This is a genomic window from Aquifex pyrophilus (assembly GCF_054656935.1).
This window is the reverse complement of record NZ_BAAHXJ010000005.1, coordinates 425365-451879: the sequence shown is the minus strand read 5'-3', so window position 1 is coordinate 451879 and position 26515 is coordinate 425365. Positions and strand designations below refer to the sequence as shown.

The 26515-nt window shown below is 46.2% G+C and carries 26 protein-coding genes; 22 read left to right on the top strand and 4 right to left on the bottom strand.

Features of this window, described 5'->3' with window-relative positions; genetic code table 11:
- Positions 1-22: 22 nt before the first annotated feature.
- The 16 genes from thiF (at position 23) to infC (ending at position 15682) form a co-directional block, all read left to right on the top strand.
- The gene (gene thiF / locus ACYQZ0_RS06105) at positions 23-838 is read left to right on the top strand and encodes a thiazole biosynthesis adenylyltransferase ThiF (protein ID WP_459775717.1); all 816 of its coding nucleotides are present in this window, start codon (positions 23-25) and stop codon (positions 836-838) included.
- A complete protein-coding gene (locus ACYQZ0_RS06100) occupies positions 839-2026 on the top strand; it encodes a dicarboxylate/amino acid:cation symporter (protein WP_459775716.1) in 1188 nt (395 codons plus the stop codon).
- The gene (locus ACYQZ0_RS06095; protein ID WP_459775715.1) at positions 2023-4299 is read left to right on the top strand and encodes an endonuclease MutS2; all 2277 of its coding nucleotides are present in this window, start codon (positions 2023-2025) and stop codon (positions 4297-4299) included. Before ACYQZ0_RS06100 ends, ACYQZ0_RS06095 begins: the two co-directional genes overlap by 4 nt.
- A 90-nt stretch (positions 4300-4389) precedes the next feature.
- A complete protein-coding gene (locus tag ACYQZ0_RS06090; RefSeq protein WP_459775714.1) occupies positions 4390-4860 on the top strand; it encodes a DUF2795 domain-containing protein in 471 nt (156 codons plus the stop codon).
- A gap of 37 nt (positions 4861-4897) precedes the next feature.
- Complete coding sequence (locus tag ACYQZ0_RS06085; RefSeq protein WP_459775713.1) at positions 4898-5353, top strand: c-type cytochrome biogenesis protein CcmI/CycH; 456 nt, start codon at positions 4898-4900, stop codon at positions 5351-5353.
- Positions 5350-6078 carry an SDR family NAD(P)-dependent oxidoreductase gene (locus tag ACYQZ0_RS06080; RefSeq protein ID WP_459775712.1) on the top strand — a complete coding sequence of 243 codons (729 nt, stop codon included), beginning with the start codon at positions 5350-5352 and terminating at the stop codon, positions 6076-6078. Before ACYQZ0_RS06085 ends, ACYQZ0_RS06080 begins: the two co-directional genes overlap by 4 nt.
- On the top strand, positions 6075-6989 hold the full coding sequence (locus ACYQZ0_RS06075) for a FliM/FliN family flagellar motor switch protein (protein ID WP_459775711.1): 915 nt from the start codon (positions 6075-6077) through the stop codon (positions 6987-6989). The genes ACYQZ0_RS06080 and ACYQZ0_RS06075 overlap by 4 nt, the downstream gene beginning before the upstream one ends.
- A gap of 33 nt (positions 6990-7022) precedes the next feature.
- Positions 7023-7406 (top strand): hypothetical protein, encoded by a 384-nt coding sequence (locus ACYQZ0_RS06070; RefSeq protein ID WP_459775710.1) that lies wholly within the window; start codon positions 7023-7025, stop codon positions 7404-7406.
- A gap of 15 nt (positions 7407-7421) precedes the next feature.
- A complete protein-coding gene (fbp, locus tag ACYQZ0_RS06065; RefSeq protein ID WP_459775709.1) occupies positions 7422-8567 on the top strand; it encodes a fructose-1,6-bisphosphate aldolase/phosphatase in 1146 nt (381 codons plus the stop codon).
- Positions 8568-8571: 4 nt separating this feature from the next.
- The gene (gene murJ, locus ACYQZ0_RS06060) at positions 8572-10074 is read left to right on the top strand and encodes a murein biosynthesis integral membrane protein MurJ (protein ID WP_459775708.1); all 1503 of its coding nucleotides are present in this window, start codon (positions 8572-8574) and stop codon (positions 10072-10074) included.
- On the top strand, positions 10028-10801 hold the full coding sequence (trpC, locus tag ACYQZ0_RS06055) for an indole-3-glycerol phosphate synthase TrpC (RefSeq protein WP_459775707.1): 774 nt from the start codon (positions 10028-10030) through the stop codon (positions 10799-10801). The genes murJ and trpC overlap by 47 nt, the downstream gene beginning before the upstream one ends.
- Before the next feature lie 44 nt (positions 10802-10845).
- Positions 10846-12825: an aconitate hydratase gene (locus tag ACYQZ0_RS06050; protein ID WP_459775706.1), complete on the top strand. Its 1980-nt coding sequence runs from the start codon at positions 10846-10848 to the stop codon at positions 12823-12825.
- Positions 12822-13829, top strand: coding sequence for a malate dehydrogenase (gene mdh / locus ACYQZ0_RS06045; protein ID WP_459775705.1), 1008 nt, complete (start codon positions 12822-12824; stop codon positions 13827-13829). The genes ACYQZ0_RS06050 and mdh overlap by 4 nt, the downstream gene beginning before the upstream one ends.
- A complete protein-coding gene (locus ACYQZ0_RS06040) occupies positions 13807-14652 on the top strand; it encodes a fumarate hydratase (RefSeq protein WP_459775704.1) in 846 nt (281 codons plus the stop codon). Before mdh ends, ACYQZ0_RS06040 begins: the two co-directional genes overlap by 23 nt.
- 96 nt (positions 14653-14748) lie before the next feature.
- Positions 14749-15144 (top strand): hypothetical protein, encoded by a 396-nt coding sequence (locus tag ACYQZ0_RS06035; RefSeq protein ID WP_459775703.1) that lies wholly within the window; start codon positions 14749-14751, stop codon positions 15142-15144.
- A 10-nt stretch (positions 15145-15154) separates the two neighbouring features.
- Positions 15155-15682, top strand: a complete 528-nt coding sequence (gene infC / locus ACYQZ0_RS06030) for a translation initiation factor IF-3 (protein WP_459775702.1) — start codon at positions 15155-15157, stop codon at positions 15680-15682.
- Here the strand turns inward: infC and ACYQZ0_RS06025 are convergent, their stop codons facing one another.
- From ACYQZ0_RS06025 to ACYQZ0_RS06015, 3 genes are read right to left on the bottom strand one after another with little or no spacing between them, the layout of a single operon-like run.
- Positions 15683-16057, bottom strand: coding sequence for a DUF411 domain-containing protein (locus tag ACYQZ0_RS06025; protein WP_459775701.1), 375 nt, complete (start codon positions 16055-16057; stop codon positions 15683-15685).
- Positions 16058-16074: 17 nt separating this feature from the next.
- Entirely contained in the window at positions 16075-17553 is a 1479-nt protein-coding gene (locus ACYQZ0_RS06020) for an efflux RND transporter periplasmic adaptor subunit (RefSeq protein WP_459775700.1), read from the bottom strand.
- Positions 17550-18716: a TolC family protein gene (locus ACYQZ0_RS06015; RefSeq protein WP_459775699.1), complete on the bottom strand. Its 1167-nt coding sequence runs from the start codon at positions 18714-18716 to the stop codon at positions 17550-17552. The genes ACYQZ0_RS06020 and ACYQZ0_RS06015 overlap by 4 nt, the downstream gene beginning before the upstream one ends.
- A 157-nt stretch (positions 18717-18873) precedes the next feature.
- On the opposite strand from ACYQZ0_RS06015, the gene ACYQZ0_RS06010 reads away from it, so the two are divergent.
- The 6 genes from ACYQZ0_RS06010 (at position 18874) to ACYQZ0_RS05985 (ending at position 25627) form a co-directional block, all read left to right on the top strand.
- On the top strand, positions 18874-19257 hold the full coding sequence (locus ACYQZ0_RS06010; RefSeq protein ID WP_459775698.1) for a DUF302 domain-containing protein: 384 nt from the start codon (positions 18874-18876) through the stop codon (positions 19255-19257).
- Between the two features lie 65 nt (positions 19258-19322).
- Positions 19323-20276: an ABC transporter substrate binding protein gene (locus tag ACYQZ0_RS06005; RefSeq protein ID WP_459775697.1), complete on the top strand. Its 954-nt coding sequence runs from the start codon at positions 19323-19325 to the stop codon at positions 20274-20276.
- Positions 20273-22174, top strand: coding sequence for a sensor histidine kinase (locus ACYQZ0_RS06000; protein WP_459775696.1), 1902 nt, complete (start codon positions 20273-20275; stop codon positions 22172-22174). Before ACYQZ0_RS06005 ends, ACYQZ0_RS06000 begins: the two co-directional genes overlap by 4 nt.
- Positions 22155-23474, top strand: coding sequence for a sigma-54-dependent transcriptional regulator (locus tag ACYQZ0_RS05995; RefSeq protein ID WP_459775695.1), 1320 nt, complete (start codon positions 22155-22157; stop codon positions 23472-23474). The genes ACYQZ0_RS06000 and ACYQZ0_RS05995 overlap by 20 nt, the downstream gene beginning before the upstream one ends.
- 118 nt (positions 23475-23592) lie before the next feature.
- The gene (locus ACYQZ0_RS05990) at positions 23593-24087 is read left to right on the top strand and encodes a DsrE family protein (protein WP_459775694.1); all 495 of its coding nucleotides are present in this window, start codon (positions 23593-23595) and stop codon (positions 24085-24087) included.
- A gap of 13 nt (positions 24088-24100) precedes the next feature.
- Positions 24101-25627, top strand: a complete 1527-nt coding sequence (locus tag ACYQZ0_RS05985) for a porin (protein WP_459775693.1) — start codon at positions 24101-24103, stop codon at positions 25625-25627.
- On the opposite strand, the gene ACYQZ0_RS05980 is transcribed toward ACYQZ0_RS05985, so the two are convergent.
- A complete protein-coding gene (locus ACYQZ0_RS05980; protein WP_459775692.1) occupies positions 25628-26479 on the bottom strand; it encodes a YicC/YloC family endoribonuclease in 852 nt (283 codons plus the stop codon).
- Between the last annotated feature and the right edge of the window lie 36 nt (positions 26480-26515).

The window sequence follows — 26515 nt, the reverse complement described above, 5'->3', positions numbered from 1 at the left end:
GGAATGTATATAATTTATATGCATGTTTAACTTCACCGAGGAGCAGATAAAGAGGTATGCGAGGCATATAATCCTCCCGGAAGTCGGCGGAAAGGGACAGGCAAAGCTCCTCCAATCAAAGGTTCTCGTAATAGGAGCGGGAGGACTCGGTTCCCCTGCATTATACTACCTCGCTGCTGCGGGTGTGGGAACCATAGGCATAGTTGATTACGACGTTGTTGATTTTTCCAACCTCCAGAGGCAGATACTTCATACAACTGAGAGGGTGGGAACACCGAAAGTAGAGAGTGCGAAAAAAACCCTTGAGGCCTTAAACCCCGATGTTAAGGTTATAACCTATAACACAAAGATAAACAAGAACAACATAATGGAGATAATTAAGGATTACGACGTAATCCTTGACGGGACCGATAACTTCCCGACGAGGTTTCTCATAAACGACGCCTGTTATTTTGCGGGGAAGCCCCTCGTTTCGGCAGCTATGCTGAGGTTTGAGGGACAGTGCACCGTTTTTGACTTCAGGAAGAAAGAGGAATCCCCCTGTTATAGATGTCTCTTCCCCGAGCCTCCACCCCCCGGACTCGTTCCCTCCTGTCAGGAAGCTGGAATTCTCGGTTCCGTTGGCGGGATAATGGGAAGCATACAAGCGACGGAAGCAATAAAGCTACTCCTGGGAATAGGTGAGCCACTGGTGGGTAAGCTCCTTATAATGGATGCACTCTCAATGGATTTCAGGAAGGTGAAGCTAAGGAAGGACCCCGAGTGTCCCCTTTGTGGAAAGAATCCGAAGATTAAGGAGCTCATAGAATACGACCAGGCCTGTGAGGTCAGGTTTTAAGTGAAAAAGCTCCTCTCCCTTGAGAACTTAACCCTTTTGGCCCTCATTCTGGCCGTTCCCTTCGGTCTCAAATTTCCCGAGATTGCCCAAAGCATAAAGGTTCTGGGGGATTTATTCATAAGACTCCTCAAGATGATAATAGTTCCCCTTATTTTTGCCTCGGTCTTTACCGCAATACTTAACCTTGAGCACATAAGCAAGTTCAAGGATTTGGGAATTAAGACCATACTTTACTACCTGAGCACCACTGGAATGGCGGTTCTGACGGGACTCATTCTCGTTAACCTAATCCAACCCGGAAAAGGGGGAAATTTTAACGTAACGGGTGAAAAACCCGAGGTTGAGCCCTTTTCCCTTGAGAAGTTTCTCCTAAGCCTTATTCCCGAAAATCCCGTTGAGTCCCTCGCAAAGGGAGAGGTTCTCCAGATAATAATCTTCGCAATATTCCTTGGTCTCGCGGTTCTAACCATAGACAGGTTTAAACAAGAAATCATTAAGAACTTCTTTGAAGGAATTGGAGATGCCCTCATAAACCTTACCAAGTGGGTTGTTCTTCTTACACCCATCGGTGTTTTTGCCCTCGTTTCCTACATAATAGCCACCGTAGGGATTGAAGCCTTTTTATCCCTTTGGGAGTATGCCTTTACCGTTGTTCTCGGTCTTCTCATACACGCCTTTGTAAACCTCCCGTTAATAGCCTTTATCTTCGGAAGGTATAATCCCTACAAATACTTTTTAAGTGTGAGGGAAGCTCTTCTTCTTGCCTTCTCTACAGCATCAAGCGCAGCAACACTCCCCGTATCAATGGAGCTCGCAAGGGAGAGGGGTAAGGTTAAGAAAGAGGTTGCGGGATTTGTTCTTCCCCTCGGTGCGACGGTTAATATGGATGGGACCGCACTTTATGAGTCCGTTGCGGCTGTATTTCTCGCAAACGTTTACGGGATAGACCTATCCCTTTCCCAGATGGCGGTTATATTCCTGACCGTGACCCTTGCCTCAATAGGTGCCGCTGCCATACCGGGAGCCGGATTAATACTCCTCACCCTTGTTCTCAGCTCTGTCGGTATTCCCCTTGAGGGTATAGGGCTCATAATAGCGGTTGACCGCTTTCTTGATATGCTGAGAACCGCTGTGAACGTATGGGGAGACCTGAACGGTGCAAAAATATTAAATAGATTCGTGAAATGAGGGAAAAGGACCTCCAAAAGCTTGAGTTCAACAAAATAAAGGAGAGACTGATAGGATATGCCAACTCACCCGCAACCGTTGAGAAGATAAAGAACTTAAAACCTTTTACCGAAGAGGAAAGAATAAGGGAAGAGATTGAGCTAATGAAAGCCTACTGGGAGGTCGCGGACGGGATTCCTCTTTTTGAGTTTCAGGACATAAGGGAGCTGGTAAAGAGGGCAAAGCTTGAGGGGGCTGTCCTGAGCGTTGAGGAAAGCCTCAGTATCCTCAGGGTTCTTGAGCTTATAAGAGAACTAAAGAGGTTTTTATCGCCTCACGTGAATCAGCTAAAACCCCTCCAGAAGATTTATAAAAACCTAACGGTTCTTTCTCCCCTTGAGAACCTCATAAGGTCAAGCGTAGACCCGAGGGGTTTTGTGAGGGACGAGGCAAGCGATGAGCTCTTAAGGGTGAGGAAAACAATAAGGAGCATAGAAACGGAGATAAGGAAGAGACTGGAGAGCCTCGTAAACAGACCCGAAGCGGGGAAGTTCCTCGCGGACCGCATAATCACGATAAGGAACGGAAGATACGTAATTCCCGTGAAGACCTCCCACGTGAAAAAAATTTTTGGCATAGTTCACGGAACCTCTTCCTCGGGATACACGACCTACGTAGAGCCCCAGTTCGTTATACACCTCAACAATAAACTCACCGAGTTAAAGCAAAAGGAAGAGGAAGAGGTAAGAAAGGTTCTCCAAAAGATTACGGAATACATAGGGGATTACGCAAAGGAGATAAGCGAAGGATTCAAGGCGTGCGTCCTCGTTGATTTCCTTAACTGCAAGTATAAGTTCGGGAAGGAGATAAACGGAACCTTTCCCGAGTTCGGGAATTGGGTTGAGCTTTACGATGTAAAACATCCTATCTTACTTGAAGTTAAAGATGACGTCGTTCCGATAGATATAATCCTCAAAGATAAGAAGGGATTAATACTCACTGGGCCGAACACGGGAGGAAAGACAGTAGCCCTGAAAACCTTGGGTCTCAGCGTTTTGATGTTCCAGAGCGGTATTCCTCTGCCCCTGAAGGAGGGGAGCAAGCTCCCGGTATTCAAGAAGGTTTTTGCGGATATAGGGGACGAGCAAAGTATAGAACAGAGCCTCTCAACTTTTTCCGCACACGTTAAGAATATAGCGGAATTTATAAAGGAGTCCGATGAAAACACCCTCGTTCTCATAGACGAGCTGGGAGCGGGAACAGACCCCATAGAGGGTTCCGCCCTCGGCATAGGAATACTTGAGTATTTAAAGGAAAAAAAGGCCTGGGTATTCGTCACAACCCACCACACCCCCATAAAGCTTTACGCAACGAGCTCCGATTACTACACCCCCGCAAGTGTACTCTTTGACAGGGAAACCTTAAGACCCTTATACAGGATTGCCTACAACACGGTAGGGGAGAGCCTCGCTTTTTACATAGCGAAAAAATACGGCATACCCGAAGAGGTTATAGAGATAGCGAAGAAACACGTCGGGGAGTTCGGAGAGAAATACATAAAGGCGATGGAAAAGCTTTCGGACTACGTAAAGAAATACGAAGAGGAACACAGGAAGATAGAAGAGCTCAGAAAAGAGCTTGAAAGGGAAAAGGAGGAGCTTGAGAAGCTGAAAAGGGAGTATGAGGAGGCGAAAAGAAAGGGCTGGAAAGAGGCATACAAAGAGGCGAGGGAGTTTTTAAGAAAGCTCGCCCAGGAGTCCGAAGAGGTTCTCAAGAAATCAAGGGAAAAGAAAGAGGTAAAACAGTTCATAGAGGAGAAGAAAAAGGAGATTGAGAAGATAGCTCCTCCTAAGAAGGAAATAAAGAGGGGGGATACGGTTCTTTTCATGGGAAGAAAGGGAAAGGTTCTTGACGTCAGGGGTAATCAGGCCTACGTGGTTACCGACAGGCTCAGGATGTGGGTTGATGTAAAGGACCTTGAGAAGGTTGAAGAGGAAAATAAGGAAACCCAACAGCCTACACTTCCCAAAGAAACCCCGGTTCTTGAAAAGAACACGATAAATCTCGTTGGCAAAGACGCAGAGACCGCCATAAGGGAGCTTGAGAAGTTTATAGAGGAGGCTTACGTTTCTGGTTTGAAAGTAGTAAGAATAATCCACGGAATAGGGAGCGGAAAGCTAAAAAACGCCGTGAGGGAATTCCTTTCAAAGAACGATAAGGTAAAGTTCTTCAGGGACGCTTATCCCAAGGAAGGGGGAGCAGGTGTTACGGTGGCTTACCTTAAAAACGAGTAAAATTTATCAGTATTTCTTATAAAAGACTTGACAAACATGATGTAAGTAATAAATTTAAATATTAGAAAAACCTAAAAGGAGGTGGGAAAGATGCCGAGAAGAGCGCTCGGATGGACAGCAGAACTTTTAAAAAGACTCTCCGGAGTTAATTATCCTATCACAAAAGACGTTTTAAAGGAAAAGGTTGCAGGACTCAGCATCAAAGGTGTTCCCGCGGAAAAGGTTGTTGAGGAAGTTCCCTGTGATACAATGGAAAGCCCCAGGGACGTTCTCCACTGCGTAGCGGAAGCTGTTCACGTCCTTGAAGAAAGGGGAGAAATTCCCGAAGAAACGAGAAAGGGAATACGTTGGGCTGCGGAAGTTCTGAAGAGAATTCACGGGGAACACTTCCCCATGACGAAGGAAAAGCTGAAGGAAAAGCTCGCGGGACTCTACTGGAGAGGACTTCCCATTGAAAAGGTAATTGACGCAATGGAAGTGGACCAAGTGGAAACCCCCGCGGAACTCCTTCACCAGCTCGCGGTAGCTGTAAAGAAATTAGAAGAACAAGGCCAAGTTTAATTTCCCTTTTTCCTTTTTCTCTTTTATGATTATTTGAATGAGGTATTTACTTTTTTTATTTCTGGTTTTATTTCTAAGCTCCTGTCAGGATATACCTTCAAAGTATAAAACCCCCGAAGGTAAGAAAATCCTTGAGAAATACAAAAAACAATACGTTAAGGGTGTTGTCCTTATTGACCAAAAGCTTAGGAATAAAATCCCCGAGGGTGATAAGTTCCTGATTATCTCCGTTAGAAAACCCGACCAAGCCCGTCCCATTGCGGTATTGAGGGTAAAAAACCCCGAGTTTCCCTACAGGTTTAAAATCACGGGAAAACACAAAATAAATCCCGAGGAGTTCATAGAAGGAGATTTAATCCTAATGGCGAGGCTATCAAAGGAAGCAACCGCAGGCTTTAAAAAGGGAGACCTATACGGAGTAGCTCAGGCAAAAGCGGGAGAGGAGAATGTAAAAATAGTTATAAAGGATATCTTTGAGGGAAGCGGAAAATGAGGCTCTTCATAACGGGTATAGGCTCGGGGCTTGGGAAAGCACTCGTTGAGGAGGCTCTGAAAAGGAATTATGAGGTTTACGCCCTTAGCAGACACCTTCCCGAAGAGTTTGAGGGGAGGATAAAGTTTCAAAAGGCTGACTTGAAGGTCCTTGAGAGAATTCCCCTCTGGGTTCAAGATCTCTTAAGAGAAGTAAGGGAGATAGACACCGTTATACTTAATGCGGGTATTCTCGGAGAACTTAAGGATATGAGGGACGTTTCCCTCCACGAGATGGAAGAGGTTATGAAGGTTAACCTCTGGGCAAACAAGGTGATTGTAGACACGCTTGTGGAACTTAATGTAAAGGTTGATATGCTGATAGGGATTTCTTCAGGAGCCGCGAGGAACTGCAACAGGGGATGGAACGCCTACTCCATATCAAAGGCCGGGCTTAACTGTCTTCTTAGGCTTTATTCATGGGAGCTTCCCGAAACTCACGTTATATCACTCGCTCCGGGACTCGTTTTAACACCCATGCTCAGGGAGGTTATGTCCGCGGATGAAGAAAAGTTCCCCTCCGTGGGAAGGATAAAGCGTTCTTTGAAACTCACACCCGAAAAGGCTGCGGAGTTTATATTCGGCATTCTACCCAAGCTGAAGATATTTGAAAGCGGTTCTTTTATTGATGTGAGGGAGTTTCCCGAATACGAGGAATTTATTAATAAATACGGGGTTTACGAATGAGCGAGGAGGTTCTCTCAAAGGAAGAGATAGACCTCTTGATGGAAACCCTTGAAAAGAAAAGGGAAAAAAGAGTTCCCGAAGGGGTTCGTCCCTTTGATTTTGATTCCCTTGAGAAGATATCACCAAAAAGGTATATAAGACTTGAGCAGTTTCTTAACAATCTCTCGGAAAAACTTGAGGAAGAGCTTAGAAAACTCCTTCTGACTCCCCTAAAACTTAAGATAAAGTCAAAAAGGGAAGCTCCCCTCTCAAAGGCACTTCCCCAGCTGAGCCCTCCCCTTCTACTTCTCAGCATTAGTGTTGATAACGTGGGGGATATGTATTTCATTATTGACTCAAAAACCGCTTACAACTTCATAAGCCTTATGCTCGGAGGTCCTCCGATTGAGCTTGAGGGAAAGCCCTTCTCTCGTCTTGAGCTCAGCATATTAAAAAGACTTGTAAATACCTTATGTGAAACCATAAGGGAGGAGTGGAACGGATTTTTCAGCATACCCGTAAAGGAATGCGAAACATACCAGGATATACACAGCGTTGACCTGGACGATGACTACTTCCTCGGGGAGTTCTCCCTTGAACTTGAAGAGCTTAGCACAACGCTTTTTATGGCTATTCCCCTATACATACTTAAGGAACTCAAAGAAGAGATAACCCTCTCAAAGCCAAACCCCGAAGAGAAGGAAGAACTCGTGAGGGCGCTCCTCGGCGTTCCCCTTAACCTTGAGGTAATGCTCATGAAGAAAAAAATCCCCCTCAAGGAGGTGACGAGCATAGAGAAAGAGATAACGCTCCAGACGGGGAAATCGGTTTCCGACAAGGTGGACGTTTACGTCCAAGGAGTTCTAAAGTTTAAGGGAGAGCTGGGAGAGGTAAAGGGGAAGAGGGCTGTAAAGATAAAGGACATACTGTAAAATAAAAAATTCTGGAAAGACGGAGGTAAGGGAATGGAACTGTGGGCAAAGGTAGGAGAGGAGAAGAAAAAGTATCAGGGCTCTTTCAGGGCGGTTATGGAAAACCTCGTTAAGGACGGAAAGGGGAAAGAGGTTCAGATACTTTGCATACACGCGCCCGCAAGGGAAAGGAGAAGGTTCAAGAGAGAACTCAGGTGGTATGACAGGGATATACTCAAGACCGCTTCCGCTATAGCGAGGTGGTTTTATCTAAGGGACTACAGAAAGATAAGGAGAAGAATAAAGGAGCTGAAGAAGAGGGCTAAATACATTTCAAAGGGAGAGATAATGTACTGCCCCAAGATAATGGCTCAGGTAAAGGAACTTGAGAACAAGTTATCCGAGATAGAGAAAAAACTTGAGGAACTAAAAGTTTAAATAAGGAGGGAAGAGATGAAGATTACGTTGAGCGTTATAAAAGCGGACATAGGGGGATTCGTAGGACACTCCTCCACTCACCCGGAAGTTGTGAACACGGTAAGGGAACACGTGGCAAAGGAGGTGGAGAAGGGAAATCTGATAGACTCGGATATACTCACCTGCGGTGACGACATAGCTATCGTGATGACCCACACCCACGGCGTTGATGCGGAGCTGGTTCACAAGATAGCCTGGGAAGCCTTTGAGAAGGGAACGGAAGTGGCAAAGAAGCTGAAGCTCTATGGAGCGGGGCAGGATTTACTCACGGACACCTTCAGCGGAAACGTGAAGGGAATGGGACCCGGCGTTGCGGAGATGGAGTTTGAGGAAAGGCCCTCAGAACCCGTGATAGTTTTCTTTGCGGATAAGACCTCCCCGAGTGCATGGAACCTGCCCCTTTACGAGATGTTCGCGGACCCCATGAACACAGCGGGACTCGTTATAGACCCGAAAATGCATGACGGCTTTACCTTTGAAGTCCTTGACGTTTACACAGGTAAGGCTGTTAAGCTGAACACACCCGCGGAGCTCTACGACCTCCTTGCACTCATCGGTTCCGTAGGAAAATACGTTGTCAAGAACGTTTACAGGAATTACGACGGGGAGATAGCCGCTACCGCATCAACCCAGAGGCTTTCCCTCATAGCTGGGCAGTATGTAGGAAAGGACGACCCCGTTCTCATAGTTCGTGCCCAGAGCGGATTCCCCGCGGTAGGTGAGATACTTGAGCCCTTCGCGAGACCCTGGATAGTTGAGGGATGGATGAGAGGCTCCCACAACGGCCCCTTGATGCCCGTCTCCTTTGAGGATGCAAGACCTTCAAGGTTTGACGGACCTCCCAGAGTAATAGGTGCGGGATACCAGATAGCAAACGGAAAGCTCATAGGACCCGCGGATATGTTTAAGGACCCCGCCTTTGACAAGGCGAGAATGGTTGCTCAGGACATGGCGGACATTCTCAGGAGACAGGGAATATTTGAACCCCACAGACTTCCCGCGGAGGAAATGGAATACACAACCCTTCCCAAGGTTCTCAAGAGACTTGAGGGAAGATTTTACGACACGGAAGTGGAAAGACTTTCAGAGGAACAGAAGATAGAAAAAGAGGATATGGACTGAGGCTTTGTCCCGTCTCTTTCGGGGCTCTCTTTTATTCTTCCTCGGAATACTTCTCAGCAGGATTCTCGGATACGTAAGGGACGGAACCTTAGCCTACTTCTTCGGTGCATCTCACATATCGGACGCTTTTTTTATAGCCTTCAGAATTCCCAATACCTTCAGGAGGATATTCGGAGAGGGGGGATTTAACGCGGTATTCATACCCCTTTACGGGGAGAGGTTAAAGGAGAGAAGGGAAAAGGAGTTCCTTTCAAAGGTTCTCGGGCTCTTATTACTCCTTTCATCATTCGTTGTAATCCTCGGAATCATTTTTTCCCCTGTAATCATAAGCCTTATAGCACCGGGAATAAAGAGTAAGGAGACATACACGTATGCGGTTGAGTTTTTGAGGTTCACCTTCCTTTACCTTATTCTCGTCTCCCTTTACGCTTTTACGATGGCGGTTTTAATGGTGAGGGGACTCTTCTTCGTCCCTTCCGTTTCCCAGGCTCTTTTTAATCTCTTCTTCATCATCTCCTTAATTCTCTTTGCCCATAAGCTCGGCGGTTATGCCCTCGTTGTAGGCGTTCTCCTCGGGGGACTCTTCCAGATAATTCCGAACTTCTTTCTATTTCTCAGGATGGAAGGATTTCTCAAGCCTTCCTTGAAGATTGATGAGGAGATTAAAACCTTTCTGAAAAGGTTTTTCTTGACCCTCGGTAGCTTTTCCGCAAACCAACTCTCCCTCTTTATAGATACCTTCCTCGCATCCTTTTTAAAAGTGGGAAGTATCTCTTACGTATACTACGCGAGCAGGATATATCTCCTACCTATAAGTCTCTTTTCCATAAGCGTAAGTAATACGTTTCTTGCGGTTGTATCCTCCGGTGAGGGAAGAGAGGAGAACCTAAGAAACGGAGTCAAGCTTATTCTCCTCTTTACCCTTCCCTCCTCCGCAGGGCTTTATCTGCTTTCCGAGGAGATAGTTAGTGTTCTTTATAAAAGGGGAAACTTTACGGAAGAGGACCTTTTTTACACCTCTTCAATACTCAGCATTTACGCACTATCCGTTCCCTTCTACTCCCTCCAGCATCTCTTTAAGTCCCTTTTTTATGCGGATGGGGACGTTAAAACACCCGTTAAGGCCTCATTCCTCGGCGTCCTCGTTGACGGACTCGTCGCCTCCATTTTCATATTCCTCTTCGGATACGGAGTTATGGCCTTTCCGATAGGTGCTCTCCTTTCTTCCATTTTCGCTCTATTTTACTTATACATACGTATGGAAAAGCCTTTTCTTCCTCCGCTCTCTTTTCTCTCAAAGGTGTTTATCTCAACACTTTTTATGTCCATTCTCATTATCCTTGTGAAGGAAAGCCTTAAAAGCCCGGTTCTTGAGGTTTCCCTTATTCCCGCTTTCGGTATTTCTTACTTTCTCTTTCTTTTCCTTCTCGGGGAGGAAATAGCTGTTAAGTTAATAAAGTATGAGCTTTCTGGAAGAGATAAGGGCTTTAAAGGAAAGGGAGCTTAACACCTCCCCAGAATACATAAAAAAGCTTGAGAAACTCATAGAAGAGAGAAAGCATTTTTACGACTTTGAGAAATCCCTAATGAGTTGCGGAACCAAGATAATAGCTGAGGTAAAGAAAGCATCCCCATCCGAGGGTTCCATCAGAGAGGTAAAGCCCGAAGAGCAGGCGAAACTCTACGAAAGGGCCGGAGCTGTGGCAATCTCTGTTCTCACCGAGCCCCACTACTTTAAAGGCTCCCTTGAGGACTTAAAAAAAGTGAGGGAGGCGGTAAACCTCCCCCTTTTGAGAAAGGACTTCACCGTTGATAAGGTTCATATCCTTGAGGCAAAGGCCTTCGGTGCGGATATCGTTCTCCTTATAGTTAGAATGCTCTCGGAAAGGGAGCTTAAAGAGCTCCTTGAGTTTTCCGAAGAGCTCGGACTTTCCGCCCTCGTTGAAGTCTTCAGCCTTGACGAGGCGAAAATAGCCCTTGATGCTGGAGCAAAGATAATAGGAATAAACAACAGGGACCTTGAGACCTTTAAGGTTGATATAAAAAGAAGTAAGGAACTCGCACCTAAGATAAAGGATCTCGGCGCAAAATTCGTCATAGCGGAGAGCGGTATAAGCAAAAGGGAAGAAGTTCTTGAGCTTATGAACCATCAGGTTGATGCCTTTCTCGTTGGCACTTCGTTGATGAAGAGTGAAAATCCTTATGAAAAGCTGAGGGAGTTAATGGGATTTTAAAATTTTAAAACTGTATTTTAAAATTGTTTTGAAAGGAGGTTAGTATGGCTAAAGGAACGGTCGCTTGGAAAATCATAAAGAACCACCTTGTTTCCGGCAGGATGGAGCCGGGAGAAGAGATAGCGATAAAGATTGACCAGACCCTAACCCAAGACGCAACGGGAACGATGTGCTACCTTGAGTTTGAGGCTATGGGCGTTCCCGAAGTCAAGACCGAGCTCTCAGTATCCTACATAGACCACAACATGCTCCAAACGGACTTCAGGAATGCGGACGACCACAAGTATCTCATGAGCGTTGCCAAGAAGTTCGGAATATGGCTATCCAAACCCGGAAACGGTATATGTCACCAGGTTCACCTTGAGAGGTTCGCAAAACCCGGAAAGACGCTTCTCGGTTCAGACTCCCACACCCCAACTGCGGGCGGTATGGGCATGCTCGCCATAGGTGCGGGAGGGCTTGACGTTGCAGCAGCTATGGCGGGAGAGCCCTTCTACCTCAAGATGCCCAAGATAGTAGGCGTTCACCTCAAAGGAAAGATGCCCGAATGGGTAACCGCCAAGGACATAATCCTTGAACTCCTTAGAAGGCTCACGGTTAAAGGTGGCCTCGGGAAGATATTTGAGTATTTCGGGGAAGGTGTTAAGGAGCTTTCCGTTCCCGAGAGGGCAACGATAACGAACATGGGAGCGGAGCTTGGAGCAACGACCTCAATATTCCCCTCCGATGAGATAACGAGGGCTTACCTCAAGGCTCAGGGAAGGGAAGAGGACTGGATAGAGCTTCTCCCCGACCCCGACGCGGAATACGACGAAATCATAGAGATAAACCTTTCCGAGCTTGAACCCCTCATAGCACAGCCCCACTCCCCCGACAACGTCGTCCCCGTAAGGGAGATAGAGGGGATAAAGGTTGACCAGGTTGTAATAGGTTCCTGCACCAACTCCTCCTTCGTTGACCTCACGAGGGCTGCAAAACTCCTTGAGGGAAGGAGAGTTCACCCCGATGTGGTGTTTGCGGTGGCGCCCGGTTCAAAACAAGCCCTTGAGCTCATAACCCAGAACGGAGCTCTTCTTAACTTCCTCAAGGCTGGGGCGAGAATACTTGAGAGTGCGTGCGGTCCATGTATAGGTATGGGATTCGCACCCCCGACGAACGGCGTATCCGTCAGGAGCTTTAACAGAAACTTCAAGGGAAGGGCAGGGACACCTGACGCAAAGGTTTACCTCGCATCTCCCGAGACCTGCGTTGCGGCGGCTATAGCTGGTGAGATTATAGACCCCAGAAAGCTTGCCCAGAGGGAAGGGGTGAAGTGGATAAGAGTTGAGATGCCCCAGAAATTCCCCTACGGAGATGAGGCTTTCATTCCTCCACTCCCCAAGGAAGAGAGGGAAAAGGTTGAGATATACAGGGGACCCAACATAAAGCCCCTTCCGGAGTTTGAACCCCTGCCCGATAAGATAGAGGGAGAGGTTGCCCTCATAGTTGAGGACAACATAACGACGGACCACATAATGCCCGCAGGTGCTAAAATCCTCCCCCTCAGGTCAAACATATACGCCATATCCGAATACGTTTACCACTACGTTGACCCCGAGTTTGTCCCGAGAATGAAGAAGCTAAAAGAACAGGGGAAGGCGGGAGTAATAATAGGCGGAGAAAACTACGGACAGGGCTCATCAAGGGAACACGCTGCACTCGCACCCAGATTCCTCGGAGTTAGAGCGGTTATAGCCAAATCCTTTGCGAGAATACACCACGCAAACCTCGTTAACTTCGGGATAGTTCCCCTTGAGTTCAAGAATAAGGAGGATTACGACAAGTTCTCCCTCGGGGACGAGATAGAAATACCCGACCTCATAGAGAGACTCAAGAAGGGAGAGGATATAGTTGTGATAAACAAGACGACGGGAGAGGAAATCCTGTGCACTTACAACCTCACTCCTGCACAGAAGGAGATACTCATAGCGGGAGGAAGACTCAACTACATAAAGAACAAGCAGAAAAGGGAGGTAAACGCATGAGAATGAAAAAAACTGTTTCCATAGTCGGTGCGGGGAACGTGGGGGAGCACGTTGCCTCCCTTCTCCTCCTCAGAAACATAGCCAACGTCAAGATGTTTGACATACCGAGGAAGACTGAAGAGAAAGTCTTTGAACCCGTAAAAGGGAAAGCCCTTGATATGAAACAGATGCTTTCTGCTATGGACATAGACGCGAGGGTTGAGGGATACACCGTAACGCCCGAGGGTGAGGGATACGAACCCCTTGAGGGTTCGGACATAGTCGTAATAACCGCGGGTTTTCCGAGAAGGCCCGGAATGAGCAGGGAGGACCTCCTTGAGGCTAACATAAGGATTATCTCAACAATAGCGGACAGGATTAAGAAATTTGCCCCCGATGCGATAGTTATAGTCGTTACGAACCCCGTTGACGTCATGACTTACGTTGCTTACAAGCTCCTTGGCTTTCCTAAAAACAGGGTTGTGGGCATGGCGGGTGTTCTTGACTCAGCAAGGTTCAAGACCTTCATATCCGAGGAGCTGATGGTTTCTCCAAAGGACATACACGCTTACGTTATAGGGGGGCACGGGGACGAGATGGTTCCCCTGATATCCATCTCAAACGTAGGGGGAATACCTTTGAAGGACCTACTTCCCAAGGAGAAGCTTGAGAAGATAATTGAGAGGACCCGTTTCGGGGGCGGTGAGATAGTTAACCTTATGGGAACTTCCGCCTACTACGCTCCGGCGGCAGCGATAGTTGATATGGTTGAGGCCTTTGTCCAGAACAGCAAGAGGATACTTCCCTGTAGCGTTTACCTTGACGGTGAAGCGGGAGAGTATTACGGCGTTCAGGGGTTCTGCGTCGGTGTTCCCGTAAAACTGGGGTCAAACGGGGTTGAAGAAGTCATAAAAGTGCCTATGATAGAAGAAGAAAGGGAAATGTGGAGACGTTCCGTTGAGTCCGTTAAGAAAACCGTAGAAGTTGCGGAGGCGATACTAAGTGAGGGAAGTGCACGTAAGTGAGATAAAGAACGCGGTTAAAGAGGCTATTATAGAGGCTAACTGCAAGCTGCCCCAAGAGGTTAGAGTAGCCTTTCAGGAGTCCCTGAAGAGGGAAGAGTCTGAAGTGGGAAAAGAAGTTCTGAGGCAGATACTCCTGAACGCGGAAATCGCCGAAAAGGAAGGAATGCCCTACTGTCAGGACACGGGTGTTGACGTTATATTCGTATTCCTCGGTCAGGACGTCCACGTTGTCGGGGGCTCCCTTGAAGAAGCCATAAACGAAGGCGTAAGGGAAGCGACAGAAGAGGGATACCTCAGGGCCTCAATGGTTTGGGACCCAGTCTTTGAGAGGAAAAACACGAAGGACAACACGCCCGCGATAATCCATTACGAAGTCGTTCCCGGAGACAGGATAAAGATAGCGGTTGCACCAAAGGGTGCGGGCTCCGAGAACACCTCAAGGCTTGCCATGCTAAAGCCGGCGGACGGATGGGAAGGTGTGAAGAGGTTTATACTTGAGACGGTAAAACTTGCAGGACCTAACGCCTGCCCTCCCTTCACCGTAGGTGTTGGAATAGGCGGAAACTTTGAGTATTGTGCATACCTCGCAAAGAAGGCACTTCTCAGACCCGTAGGGAAGAGACATGAAAATCCCGTAATAGCTAAGGTTGAAGAAGAACTACTTGAAGAGATTAACAAGATAGGATGGGGACCCATGGGGTTCGGAGGAACCACTACCGCAGTTGATGTGAAGGTTGAGATGTATCCCTGCCATATAGCATCATTACCCGTTGCGGTTAATATCCAGTGCCACGCAAACAGACACGCGGAGAGGGTGATATGAAATATTTACTTTTATTTGCCTTCATAGGTATAATAACCGTTATGTTTCTGTCGGGCTTTTTATTCAGGCTCGCTTTGATGAAGTTAAGAAAAAAGCATGGCTGAGTATATCCTCTCCCTCTACACGGGTTCCCTATTTTTACTCATATTCGTGGTATCCCCCGTTCTCCTAAAAACGGAGAAAAATAAGAATATTGCGGGGCACTTTTATGGAAAGATTTTATGGAGATTTTACGGAATTTCTTTATTCCTTCTTCTGATTTACACCTTGTTGTTTGAGTTTACCAAAGGTCTTATATTAATCTTAGGCTTGGGAGCAAACCTTTTCTGGTCAAAGAAACTGAAGGAGTTTAAGAGAAGGCTCGGAGATATAGAGAAACTTGATTACTATCACCCCGACAGGGTGAGGTTCAGGAATATGTCTTATGTATCCCTTTTTATTCTCTTTATCAACTTCTTGCTTGCGAGTTTTGTTTTGATAAAAACTTTATAGAGGAGGTTGTATGGGTAAGTTAAAGGAGTACAGGGTAAACAGGCAGATAAGGGCAAAGGAATGCAGGCTGATTGACGAAAACGGCCAGCAGATAGGCATCGTTCCCCTTGAGGAGGCCCTGAAGATTGCGGAAGAAAAAGGACTTGACCTCGTTGAGATAGCACCTCAGGCAAACCCACCCGTATGTAAGATAATGGATTACGGAAAGTTCAAGTACGAACTGAAGAAGAAGGAGAGGGAGGCGAGGAAGAAACAGAGGGAGCACCAGATAGAGGTAAAGGACATAAGAATGAAGGTAAGGATTGATGAGCACGACCTCCAGGTTAAGCTGAAACACATGAGGGAGTTCCTTGAGGAAGGGGATAAGGTGAAGGTGTGGCTGAGGTTCAGGGGAAGGGAAAACATATACCCCGAGCTCGGGAAAAAGCTCGCGGAAAGGATAATAAACGAGCTTCAGGACCTGGCGGAAGTGGAAGTTCCCCCAAAGAAGGAAGGGAACTTCATGATATTCGTCTTAGCGCCAAAGAGGAAGAAGTAATCACTTGAAAAACTCGTAATCCTCTTCATACTCTCCCGCAGCACTTTTATGGCCGTGAGGGGAGTAAACTCCCCTTACATCTTTCTTCTTTAAAGCTTCCTTTATTGCTTTGGGTGGGACGTGCCCCTCTATCACCTTTCCGTCTTTCGTTAGCATCGTATGACAGGAGCGTTTATCAAGGGGAATACCCAGGTAGGCTTTGAGTTGAACCAGCTCCCTGTAAGGTATGGGATTTCTCTTGATTGTGAAGCCTTCCTTTTCTAACTTTTTGAAGTATTTATGACAGCAACCGCACTGGGGATTGTAAAAGGCCTCAAGAACTACATTAGCAGATATGAAAGAAGATAAAGCAAGAAAGAAAGTTAAAAACTTCATAACACACCTCCTAAAGGTTAATGTTCATGAGCTTTTCCCTTATCTTTCTCTTCCATATCCATGTGTTTATGCTCTCCAGAGTGCTTCTGCTGTGAAGGCATAGTATGGTGTTCATGTCCCGTATGCTGTTTAGGTTGTTGCATAGGTGCATGATAATGGTGGTGAACAGGCGCTGCAGCTTCCCCGTAAAGTCCCCTTATCTGGGCTTCCGCATCAAGGAGGAAAGTTCCCTTAACGACTACTCTGTCTCCCTCTTTCAGTCCGTGTAAAACCTCATAATAACCTTCTCCCTTTCTTCCGAGTTTTACGTTAACGGGCATATACATGCCTTTTTCCATCTCAACGAAGACGACCGTTCTCCTTCCTGTATCTATCACAGCTGTTTCGGGAACCGCGAGAACCTCTCCCAGGGGAATGTGAAACCTAACCTCAACGAGAGAGTTTGGCTTAAGCATAAGATTTTTATTCTTTGCCCTTATCCTCACCTTAACGGTTCTTGAGAGCTTGTTAACTTCGGGAAATATATAATCAACTTTTCCGTGAATAACGTGGTGGGGATTTTCCTCGGGAACGATTACCGCCTCCGTTCCCTTATATATATATCCCGCTTTATTCAGGGGAATTTCCGCAACAATCCACGCCTCGGATATGTCCGCAATTCTGTAGGCCACAAATCCCTCCTTAACGAATCCCCCGTCGTAAACGTTTTTCTTCAGGATTACACCGCTTATGGGAGAGCGGATAATACTTCTGGCTCTGTAATACTCAAGCTTTCTCCTTGCCTTCTCCATAAGCTCCTTGTCCCCTATCCTCTTTGCGTGTTCGTACTCCTCAAGAGCTATCTTCATATCGGGGCTCAAAATCCTCATGAGGGGCGTTCCCCTCTTCACGTATTCACCCTCAAACCTTCCGAAGGTATTTTCCACCCAGGCATCCGCACGCACAGTTATATCGTGAACCTTTGAGAGGTTGTAATCAATATAACCCACCGTGAAAAACCTTTTCTCAAGCTTTAGCTTCCTTACTGGCTCCGTTATTACACCGATTAGCTGGAGCTTTTCGGGAGAAACCATTATGTGGTTTCCGTGAACCATTACCGCCGGTTTTTCCATCTTCCCTTTGACTATGGGAACGAATACGTCGTGAGTTATCATGCTTCCATCCGAAAAAACAACTCTTATCTGCCAGGGTCCGTCCATGCTTATGTTTAAACTGGCCTCGTAAACCCCTTCCGATATCTTTTCAAGCTTTGCCACGTCCCTCATCTCGCTCATCCCCGGCATGGGAGGCATGTAAAAGTAAAACTCCTTAATCTCCTTGGGGGGCTTTACAACAACCTTTATCTTGTTTCCGCCCGTTTTTATGCTCCCCGTTTCGGAGTAAAGGATTACCTCAATACCTTTCTTTTTGAACCTCAAAACCTCCTCATAATCCTTCTTAAAGAACCCGAAAAAGGGAATAATGAGAAGAAAAAGTAGGGGGAAAACTTTTCTCATAGCAGTGCCTCCGCTTTCACAACGAGCTTGTTCATGTAAGTTATAAGGGAAACCTCATCAAGCTTCAGCTTCCATAAAATCCTGTAAGCTCTTAAAATTTCCCTTACATCAATCTTGTCATACTTGTAGGCTATAAAAAGAGCTCCAATCTCCGCTTTCTTTACCTCTATCTCCTTTCTGAGCTTATAAAGTGTCTCTTTGAGGAGGTTATACTCCCTCTTTAGCCCTTCAAACTCCTCCCTCAGTCTAACCTTAAGGTTCTCAATTTCCCTCTTTTTTGCCTCTATCCTCTCCTTAGCCTCAAGAACGAGAAACCTCTCCCTTCTTTCATACCAGACGGGGAGGGTTATCGCAACGCCTACGGAGAACATATCGGGGAGGTCCGGCCTTACAGCGTAATCAACGAGGAAGTTAATGTCAGGCTTGTGAATGACCTTAGCATACCTGTATTCCCTTATAATACGCTCAAGCTCTCTTTTTAGAACCTCCATATATACACTCCTTTCGGGGTCAAAGGCTTTTGGAAAATCCATGAGCGTTAGTCTTTCTCCCCTGAGGGGAACTTTCTCGTAGGTGAGTGCGTATATACGGGAAAGGACTTCTTCCCTCTTTGCCCTTTCCTTTTCTATAGCCCTTTCCGTTTTCAGGATTTCCCCTTTCAGGAGAAGGAGGTCTGAAAGGAGAGCCTTCCCGTATGAGTATTTCTCCTCGGTGATATCCTTTAAGAGTTTTAAATCCCGAAGGATTTCTTTCAGAATTTTTTCTTTCTCAAGGGTGAGGAGAAAGTCGTAATAGAAAAGGGATAAATCCCTTCTTATCTCGTTCAGGAATACCTTTTTCCTTGCGTCAACCTCAAGGGCTTTTCCTTCAAATACGCTGTATTTCCTCTCCCTCTTTTCCCTGAGTATGTATGCCTGCGAGAGGGTGAAGGCATAAGAGCTCATCGGGTTTTCCTTTCTCGCTATCGGCACTTCCGTATCAAAGTTCCTTAATGTGAACCTTATCTGGGGGTTCGGAAGCGAGAGGTAAAACTTCCCCTTGTTCAGGAAAGCTTTCTTTCTTAAGTCGTAAGCTTCTATGAGTTTGTTGTTCCTTAAGGCCTTCTCTATAAGGCTTTCAAGCTCTCCAGCCATAAGAGGGATTGAGAGGAGTAAGATGAGCATAAACACCATGTTGATTTATAAGGATATGCGGAGGGGTTTGCCTCCTCAACCTCCTAATTTAGCGTGAATTGAACGTGAAATTAACAAGACGTTAATCATTGACCTTGTAAGGTTATGTTAGTATTTACTATTAAAAAACCTGTAAGGAGGTGGAAAGATGCTGATAAACGTGGAGACGCAGAAGGATTTTGAGAAGGTCGTTCAGGACGTTCAGGAAAAGTCAAAGGAGAAGGGATTTGGTGTCATGTCCGTTCACGAGGTTCACAAGATTCTTGAAAGCAAAGGCATGCCCATAAGCTACAAGTGCACGATAGTTGAGATATGCCAGCCCAAGGCCGCAAGCACCGTTTTATCAAAGAGAGCGGATATATCAACCGCTATGCCCTGCAGGATATCCGTTTACGAACAGGATGGAAAGGTTGTTCTCAGCACGATAGCGCCGACGGAACTCCTGAATATGTATAAGGCTGAGGAGTTCAAGGAACTTGCCCAGGAGATAGAAAACACCATAAGGAGCATAATGGAGGAGGCGGCTAAGTAAGCTTTATGAGGTTTTTAAGGATTTTTTAACCTCTTCCCTTCTTCTTTCCTTTATCTTTATTCTTTGTGAGGTTATTTCTCTTACTCATTCTTTTAATTCTTATCTCCTGTTCTGAAAAAGAGGACAGAATAGCTGTTCTCTTAACAGGGAAGGGAAGGTTACAGAAGCTTGAGGGTTTTAAGAAAGGATTAAAAGATTTGGGAATTAAGAATATAAAAATTGACGTATATATAGGCGATAACAATTTGAAGACTTTGGAGGAATTAATAAAAAAGATAAAAAGAAATATAAGAAGGTATAAACTCGTTGCGGCTGGAGGGAGCATAGAGGCCTACTTCCTGAAAAAATACGGTGTGAACGAGATTGTTCCCGTGGTAATACTGGGGGGAACGTCCATAAAGGAGTGGGGACTTACGAAGAGTTTCCTCAGGCCTTCCGAGAATATAACGGGTGTTGATAACCTTAATGCGGAGCTAATGGCAAAAAGGGTTGAGCTTTTCTCAAAGATATTCCCCGAGGTCAAGAAGGTAATAGTTTTCTGCACGCCCAAGTTTGAAGCCTCAAAGAAGGCTGCGAGGATAACGATAAAAACCGGAGAGAAACTGGGTATAAAGGTTGTTCCCGTTTACGTTAAAGACGTGAAGGAGCTTGAGTTCGTTATAAGCCACATGAAGGAGGACGGATACGGGGCAATCATAATGACACCCTGCTACTACACGGAAAACTTTTTAACCCATTACATACTCCATTACGCCGGCTTTTACGGTGTTCCCGTATTCTGCCATAACGTTGAGTTCGTGAAAAAGGGATGTCCCATAGGATACGGAACTTCGGGATTTAAGCAGGGTTATACCGCTTCCGTTCTCGCTTACAAAATCCTGAAGGGAAAACCCGTGAGCGAGGTTCCCTTTGAGAAGGTTTACTCTCCCGTTCTCGTTATAAACGAGAAATCCCTTTACGAGGTGGGTATAGGCTTTAACAGGGAGCTTATGGTTCTCGCGGATGAGGTCATAAAATGAGCCTCAAGAACAAGGTTCTCCTTCTTATAATTCTGCTCCTCGTTATTCCCTTCGTTCTGAGCCTCTTTAATTACTACTCCATCAGAAGACACCTCATTAATCTTGAGGTTGAACTTCTCCGTTCAAAGAGCGAGACCCTGATAAACAGGTTTAACGGGAAGATAGAGGAGTACAAGAGGAGGATAGCCTCATCGGTTGCCCAGTATTCCGCACTTAACTTTAAAAAGGAGGAGATAATCTGGAGGATTACGGGGGAGCTTGAGGGAGTGGTTGAGGGAGCCTACTACTCCTCTAACGGAATGCTCCTCAAGGCTGTGAGCAGGGAGAGGGTAAAACCCCGATTCCCCAAATATATACCCCTGAGGGAAATTACGAGCTCAACCGATTACGGGGGTGTGCTTCTGAGGATACTTATTGAGGACAGGGAGGAAGGCGTTCTTAAGGGATACTACCTGTTTTCCCTTGATATTACACGCATATTTCAGGAGCTTTTTTTGAAAATCTTCCCGCCCGGAACGGATGTAGCCCTTGCCCAAAAGGGAAACATTTACGCCTTCACAAACCCCAAGCTTCTGGATAAATTGAAGGCTAAAAAGCCTTTCATCTTGGAGGGAGAAAAGCTTAAAGTTTTGAGCGATTTTGGTGTACGGAAGATATACGTTGAGAGACCCCTTTCCGAGATTTTGAAACCGGCGGAACCCCTGAGGGATAAGATACTCCTCTCGGGCTTTTTAACGGTTTCCCTAGCGGGAAGCCTTTCCCTTATACTCCTTATGCGTATATTCAAACCCCTTGAGGAGTTCAAGGACTTCCTGATGAGATACGAGAGGAAAAACTACAAGGACGACGTAAAACTCATAACCGAAACCTTTAAAGACCTGATAAAGAAGATAGAAGAGCAAAGGAGCATATACAACAGACTCTTTGAGAGCACCCTTGACGGAGTGATACTTTTCAACGAGAAAGGGGCGATTATAGACGTAAACGAAACGTTGTGTAAGATGTTCGGCACGAGAAAGGGAGAGCTTCTCGGGAAGAAGATGGAGGATATATCAAAAAGGAAGCTTGAGTTTAAGCGTTTTTACCTGAGTGACGAAACGTTAAGAATAAAGAACAACCACACCTGTGAGGTTATGCAGGAAATACTGAATATAGAGGGAAAGCCTTACGTAGTGTGGCGCGTAAGGGATAAAACAAAGGAAAAGGAGCTTAAAGTTATGCTTGATTACACCTCAAAGCTTGCCCTTACGGGGGAGGTTGCCTGCTTCGTCGCACACCAGATTAATAACTCCCTCGCCTCAATAAGGGGGTATGCGGAGCTCCTCGGGATGCTCTCAAGGGATAACGGTATGAAGGAGAAGGTAAGGGAGATTATCTCTCAGGTTGATAAGTGTGCGGAAACCACGAGGTTTTTACTGGAACTCGGAAAGCCCCTGAAGGAGAAAGCCCGCTACGTAAGCCCTATAGATATAACCATTGACGTTCTTAAGGTTCTCAAGCCTAAGGCTTCAAAGAAAGGCCTGAAGATTGAGGTAAGGGAGAGCTTGAACGGGGAGAAGGTTTATACGTTCCCCTGGCAGATGGAACAAGTTCTCATAAATATCCTTGATAACGCGATTGATGCATCACCCCCGGGTGAGAGGGTTTACGTAAACCTCTATAAGGACCGCGGGAACATAGTCTGGGAAGTTGAAGACAGAGGAGAAGGGATAAAAGACGTTGATAAGGCCTTTAAGCCCTTTTACACAACAAAGGAAGGGGGAACGGGACTCGGTCTTCCCATAGCAAAGAGATTGGTTGAGGAGCTCGGGGGAAGGATAACGGTAAGGAAAGAGAAGGGAACGGTTGTGAGGATATGTCTGCCGGAGGTTGCGGGTTATGAGGGTTCTTGTAGTTGAAGACGACGTTGCCTTTGGGAAGCTCCTTGAGGAGTTTCTGAGCCTGCGGGGGCACGAGGTTCACCTTGCGAAGTCCGGAAGCGAAGCTTTTAAAAAGCTTGAGGAACACCGATACGAGGTAATACTCCTTGACCTTCTCCTCCCGGACATAAACGGGATGGAGATACTGAAAAAGGTAAAAAAGGACAACCAGTTTACAGAGGTAATAGTTATAACGGGACACGGAACCATAAGAACCGCGGTTGAGGCGATGAAGCTGGGAGCCCTTGACTTCCTCACAAAGCCCTGCAGCCTTGAGGAAATAGATATAAATCTAAAGAGAGCTTTTGAAACCGTTTCTATAAAGAAGGAAAACAAGCTCCTGAAGAGGGAGAAGTATGTAAGGGAAAAGTATGAGGAATACGTATTTGAAAGCCCGGCAATGAAAGAGGTTCTCAGGAAAGCGGAGCGCATATCCTGTGCGGACTGCCCCGTCCTTATAACGGGCGAGACGGGAACGGGAAAGGAGGTTATAGCCCGGTATATACACAAGCTCTCGGATAGGTCTTCAAAACCGATGGTTGCGGTTAACGTGGCTTCAATACCGGAAAACCTTGTGGAGGCGGAGCTATTCGGATACGAGAGGGGGGCGTTCACGGGAGCGACAACGGGAAAGGAGGGTTTCTTCGAGCTTGCAAACGGAGGAACCATATTCCTTGACGAGATAGGGGAGCTCAACCACTCGGTTCAGGCAAAGCTCCTCAGAGTTCTTGAGAACGGGAGCTTTTACAGGCTCGGGGGAAGGAAGGAGATGAAAACGGACGCGAGGGTAATAGCCGCAACCAACAGGGACCTTAAGAAGCTCGTTGAAGAGGGAAGGTTCAGGGAGGACCTATATTACAGGCTAAACGTTGTTGAGATACACATACCTCCCTTGAGGGAGAGGAAGGAGGATATAATTCCCCTCGCCAAGCACTTCTTGAGGAAGTTTTCCTCAAAATACGGAAAAAGACTATCGGAGCTTTCAAGGGAGGCTGAAGAGGTGCTCCTTTCTTACCACTGGCCCGGGAACGTTAGGGAGCTAAGAAACATCATAGAGAGGGTCGTCCTCTTTTCGGATGAGGAAAAGGAGGTTGTAGAAAAGGAAGAGCTTTCCTGCTTGACTTACAATAGCAACTTGAAGCCCATAGAGCTTATTGAGAGGGAACAGATTTTAAAAACGCTGAGGGAGGTTAACAACAACAAGAAGAAGGCTGCCGAGATACTTGGCATACCCCTCAGAACCTTTTACAGGAAATTGAAAAAGTACGGTATAGAGTGATTGCCAAAAGGGCAAAAGCCTTGCCATATTGACACACCCTAAAAGTTAAATCCCTTTGATTTTCAGGGAATATTTATTGGCACAAATATTGCAAAAGGAGGGGGAGGAGGTGGATGCGATGAACAGAAGGTCTCTTTTAAAGGCGGGTATGCTCCTTACTTTGGCTCTTTCCGTGCCTTCTTTAGCGGTTGAGAGGCTTGATTTCAAAGATATGGAAAAGAAGGCGGAAATTGACGTCATTTACCATGCGGACTTTCCACAAGAGAAGCGTTTCAAGACTATGCTAAGGAACATAACGAATCACCTTTCCGTTTACAACTTCAACCCCTTCAAGATTCACATAGTCGTGGTTGCACACGGAGCGGGAGCAAAGTTCTTCCTGAAAGACCTGAAGGGAACAAAATGGGAGAAGGAACCCATAGACCAGAAGGCTATAAAGGCAAAGCTTGAAGAGCTGAGACAATACGGTGTTGAGTTTTACGTATGCGGGATAACGGTAAAGAGATTAAAGCTAAGGGACAAACTTTACGACTTTGTGAAAATCGTCCCCTCGGGAGTTGGTAGTGTGGCCTACCTTCAGAAGCTCGGATACGCCTACATAAAGGTTCAGTAAGGAGGGAGAAGATATGAAGAAGAAGGCTTTGGTGGGGCTTTCCCTTTTTTCACTCACCTTTATAGAACCCGCGCACGCTATAAGAATCTGGAGCAACGCCCAGGACCAGTTCCTTGATATAAACTTCCTCATACAAACCTGGATAAGACACCAGAACATCAGCGACAAAAACAGGCCCAACTTTATAAAGGCTGATGACACGACGGACGTATCGTTCAGGAGGCTGAGGGTTCGCTTCGGGGGAAGCTATAACAAGTGGTTCAAGTTCAACCTGGTGATAAGGCTGAACAACGCTGGAAAGGACGCATACGTTGCCCCCTTTGGTGGTCAGCCTGCGGGATACCTGAGGCAAGGAGAACTCCTCGGAGGAAGGAATTTCGCCCTCCACGAGCTTGACCTGAGGTTTGCCCTTCACAACCTCTTTAACACACCGGGGTGGATATGGGACCTTCACCTCGGTTTCCCGAGAATACCTCTCGGCAGGGAGCAGTACGGAAGGACGGGATTTGACAACCTTGAAAGCGACAGGACCTTCGCAACCCTGAGATGGACTCACCTCACCGTAGCAAACGTTACGGGACGCTCCTACGGGGGATATATACACGTAAGGAAGGGAAACAAGGCAAAGGGATTCAGAAGAGTTACGTGGGACGCATTCCTGGGAATATTTGACGGCTTTAAGGGAATTGAACAGCCCTGGGACGAGACCGTGAGGGGAACCGACGCATCTCCTTACTGCAACGCCCAATGCCTTTCTCAGCTGAGAAGCAACAGTAAAAACACATTCCTGTATACCTTCAGAACCACTTTAATGTTAGGAAAACCCGAAGGAAAACCCAAGGGTCTTAACTGGCTCTACAGGGATACCTACATAGGAAAGAGGAAGGGAATAACAATTGGTTTTTCCTTTGCAACCCAGAACGACATAGACCAGGAGCTCATAAGCGACACCCAGGGGCCCGCACCGGGGCTGAATGGAAAGGGTATTCCCACGCCCGGAGCGGGAAGCGTTCAGGTAAGGGTTCCCTACATGATACTCCCCAATCCCGTCACAAACGAGAAAGTGAGGAACCACCCCGTTGATATGTTTATGTACGGGCTTGATTTTGCACTCCATTACGGACCCCTCGCCTTCATAGTTGAGTGGGGCCAGCACCAGTTTAAGAACGTTTTCCTTGATGATAACAAGCCAAGCGAAGATTTTAAGAACAACTGGTTTATAGCAAAGCTGGCCTACGCATTAAATCCCAAAAGCGTTACCGTGTTTGAACCCTACATAAGCTACTATATATGGGACCCCGATATAAAAGAAGACTCACAGGGAAGGGCTTACGGAGATGCGGCAAACTTCATAGGTCCAAATATAAAAGGAAGGGATGGGGCAACCCTCGGTAAAATAGGCGTTACATCCATTGGAGTTAACGTCTGGTATACGAAGGCAAAGCTCATGAGCTTCACAATTGAGTATCAAAAGATAGATGAAGAGAGGAACGAGATAGATAACGATGCTATTACGTTCCAGTTCAGGTTTGTCTTCTAATTACTCCACGTTTGCCGCCTGTTGTTTTATCTTGTCTATCTCCCCTTTCACCTCCACCGTGTAGTCTGAGAGGTCGGGTATCTTGTTTCCGAGGGTCGTTATCTCCCTGTGCATCTCCTGAGCCAAGAACTCTATCTTCCGCCCGACCTCTCCCTCTTTGTTCAAAAGCTCTTTAAACCTTTTTATATGGGCTTTAAGCCTTTGAACTTCTTCGTTAACGTCATACTTTTCAAGGAGGAACATAAGCTCGTTTAAAACGGTAGGGTGCTCCTCCGGAAGGTTAAGCTCCTTGGCTCTTTCAATAACCTTTTCCTTAATTTTTTCCCTTATCTTCTCTTTTTCCTCCTCTATCTTGTTAACTATTTCCTCAATCCTCTTAATCCTTTCCTCAAAATCTTTCTTTAATAGTTCTCCCTCTTTTTTTCTTGATTCTATAAGCTCCTCAAGGGCTTTATTCAGTGCTTCTATTACGACGTTCTTTAGTTCTTCGTCAACCTCAATCTCCGTCTTTTCGGAATACTTCCAGGCGTAGCTGAGGATTGTGTCGTCCGTGGGGGAAAGATAAAGCTTTCTGAGTATAAGGTCCTTCAGCATCTCAACGTTTGCCTTTAGTTTTTCCACATCAACGGGTGGTTTCACGGTTTTTTGTTCAAGGTCAACGAATACGGTTACGCTTCCCCTCTTTAGCCTACTTTTTATTAAGTTCCTGAGCTCAAGGTCCAAAGGAACCAGAAAAGAGGGCATCCTTAGGGATATATCAAGCCCTTTTCCGTTGAGGGAGCGAATCATTACGGTTACTTTCCAGTTATCGCTTTCCGCCTCTCCTTTTCCGAAACCGGTCATACTGAGCATGAACACTATTCTATTAGATTTTTCAAACTAAAATAA

Excerpts from the sequence above, each read along its gene's own strand:
- thiF (WP_459775717.1), top strand. The coding sequence starts at position 23 with ATGTTTAACTTCACCGAGGAGCAGATAAAGAGGTATGCGAGGCATATA.
- ACYQZ0_RS06095 (WP_459775715.1), top strand. The coding sequence starts at position 2,023 with ATGAGGGAAAAGGACCTCCAAAAGCTTGAGTTCAACAAAATAAAGGAG.
- ACYQZ0_RS06090 (WP_459775714.1), top strand. The coding sequence starts at position 4,390 with ATGCCGAGAAGAGCGCTCGGATGGACAGCAGAACTTTTAAAAAGACTC.
- ACYQZ0_RS06085 (WP_459775713.1), top strand. The coding sequence starts at position 4,898 with ATGAGGTATTTACTTTTTTTATTTCTGGTTTTATTTCTAAGCTCCTGT.
- ACYQZ0_RS06080 (WP_459775712.1), top strand. The coding sequence starts at position 5,350 with ATGAGGCTCTTCATAACGGGTATAGGCTCGGGGCTTGGGAAAGCACTC.
- ACYQZ0_RS06075 (WP_459775711.1), top strand. The coding sequence starts at position 6,075 with ATGAGCGAGGAGGTTCTCTCAAAGGAAGAGATAGACCTCTTGATGGAA.
- ACYQZ0_RS06070 (WP_459775710.1), top strand. The coding sequence starts at position 7,023 with ATGGAACTGTGGGCAAAGGTAGGAGAGGAGAAGAAAAAGTATCAGGGC.
- fbp (WP_459775709.1), top strand. The coding sequence starts at position 7,422 with ATGAAGATTACGTTGAGCGTTATAAAAGCGGACATAGGGGGATTCGTA.
- trpC (WP_459775707.1), top strand. The coding sequence starts at position 10,028 with ATGAGCTTTCTGGAAGAGATAAGGGCTTTAAAGGAAAGGGAGCTTAAC.
- ACYQZ0_RS06050 (WP_459775706.1), top strand. The coding sequence starts at position 10,846 with ATGGCTAAAGGAACGGTCGCTTGGAAAATCATAAAGAACCACCTTGTT.
- mdh (WP_459775705.1), top strand. The coding sequence starts at position 12,822 with ATGAGAATGAAAAAAACTGTTTCCATAGTCGGTGCGGGGAACGTGGGG.
- ACYQZ0_RS06035 (WP_459775703.1), top strand. The coding sequence starts at position 14,749 with ATGGCTGAGTATATCCTCTCCCTCTACACGGGTTCCCTATTTTTACTC.
- infC (WP_459775702.1), top strand. The coding sequence starts at position 15,155 with ATGGGTAAGTTAAAGGAGTACAGGGTAAACAGGCAGATAAGGGCAAAG.
- ACYQZ0_RS06025 (WP_459775701.1), bottom strand. The coding sequence starts at position 16,057 with ATGAAGTTTTTAACTTTCTTTCTTGCTTTATCTTCTTTCATATCTGCT.
- ACYQZ0_RS06020 (WP_459775700.1), bottom strand. The coding sequence starts at position 17,553 with ATGAGAAAAGTTTTCCCCCTACTTTTTCTTCTCATTATTCCCTTTTTC.
- ACYQZ0_RS06015 (WP_459775699.1), bottom strand. The coding sequence starts at position 18,716 with ATGCTCATCTTACTCCTCTCAATCCCTCTTATGGCTGGAGAGCTTGAA.
- ACYQZ0_RS06010 (WP_459775698.1), top strand. The coding sequence starts at position 18,874 with ATGCTGATAAACGTGGAGACGCAGAAGGATTTTGAGAAGGTCGTTCAG.
- ACYQZ0_RS06000 (WP_459775696.1), top strand. The coding sequence starts at position 20,273 with ATGAGCCTCAAGAACAAGGTTCTCCTTCTTATAATTCTGCTCCTCGTT.
- ACYQZ0_RS05995 (WP_459775695.1), top strand. The coding sequence starts at position 22,155 with ATGAGGGTTCTTGTAGTTGAAGACGACGTTGCCTTTGGGAAGCTCCTT.
- ACYQZ0_RS05990 (WP_459775694.1), top strand. The coding sequence starts at position 23,593 with ATGAACAGAAGGTCTCTTTTAAAGGCGGGTATGCTCCTTACTTTGGCT.
- ACYQZ0_RS05985 (WP_459775693.1), top strand. The coding sequence starts at position 24,101 with ATGAAGAAGAAGGCTTTGGTGGGGCTTTCCCTTTTTTCACTCACCTTT.
- ACYQZ0_RS05980 (WP_459775692.1), bottom strand. The coding sequence starts at position 26,479 with ATGCTCAGTATGACCGGTTTCGGAAAAGGAGAGGCGGAAAGCGATAAC.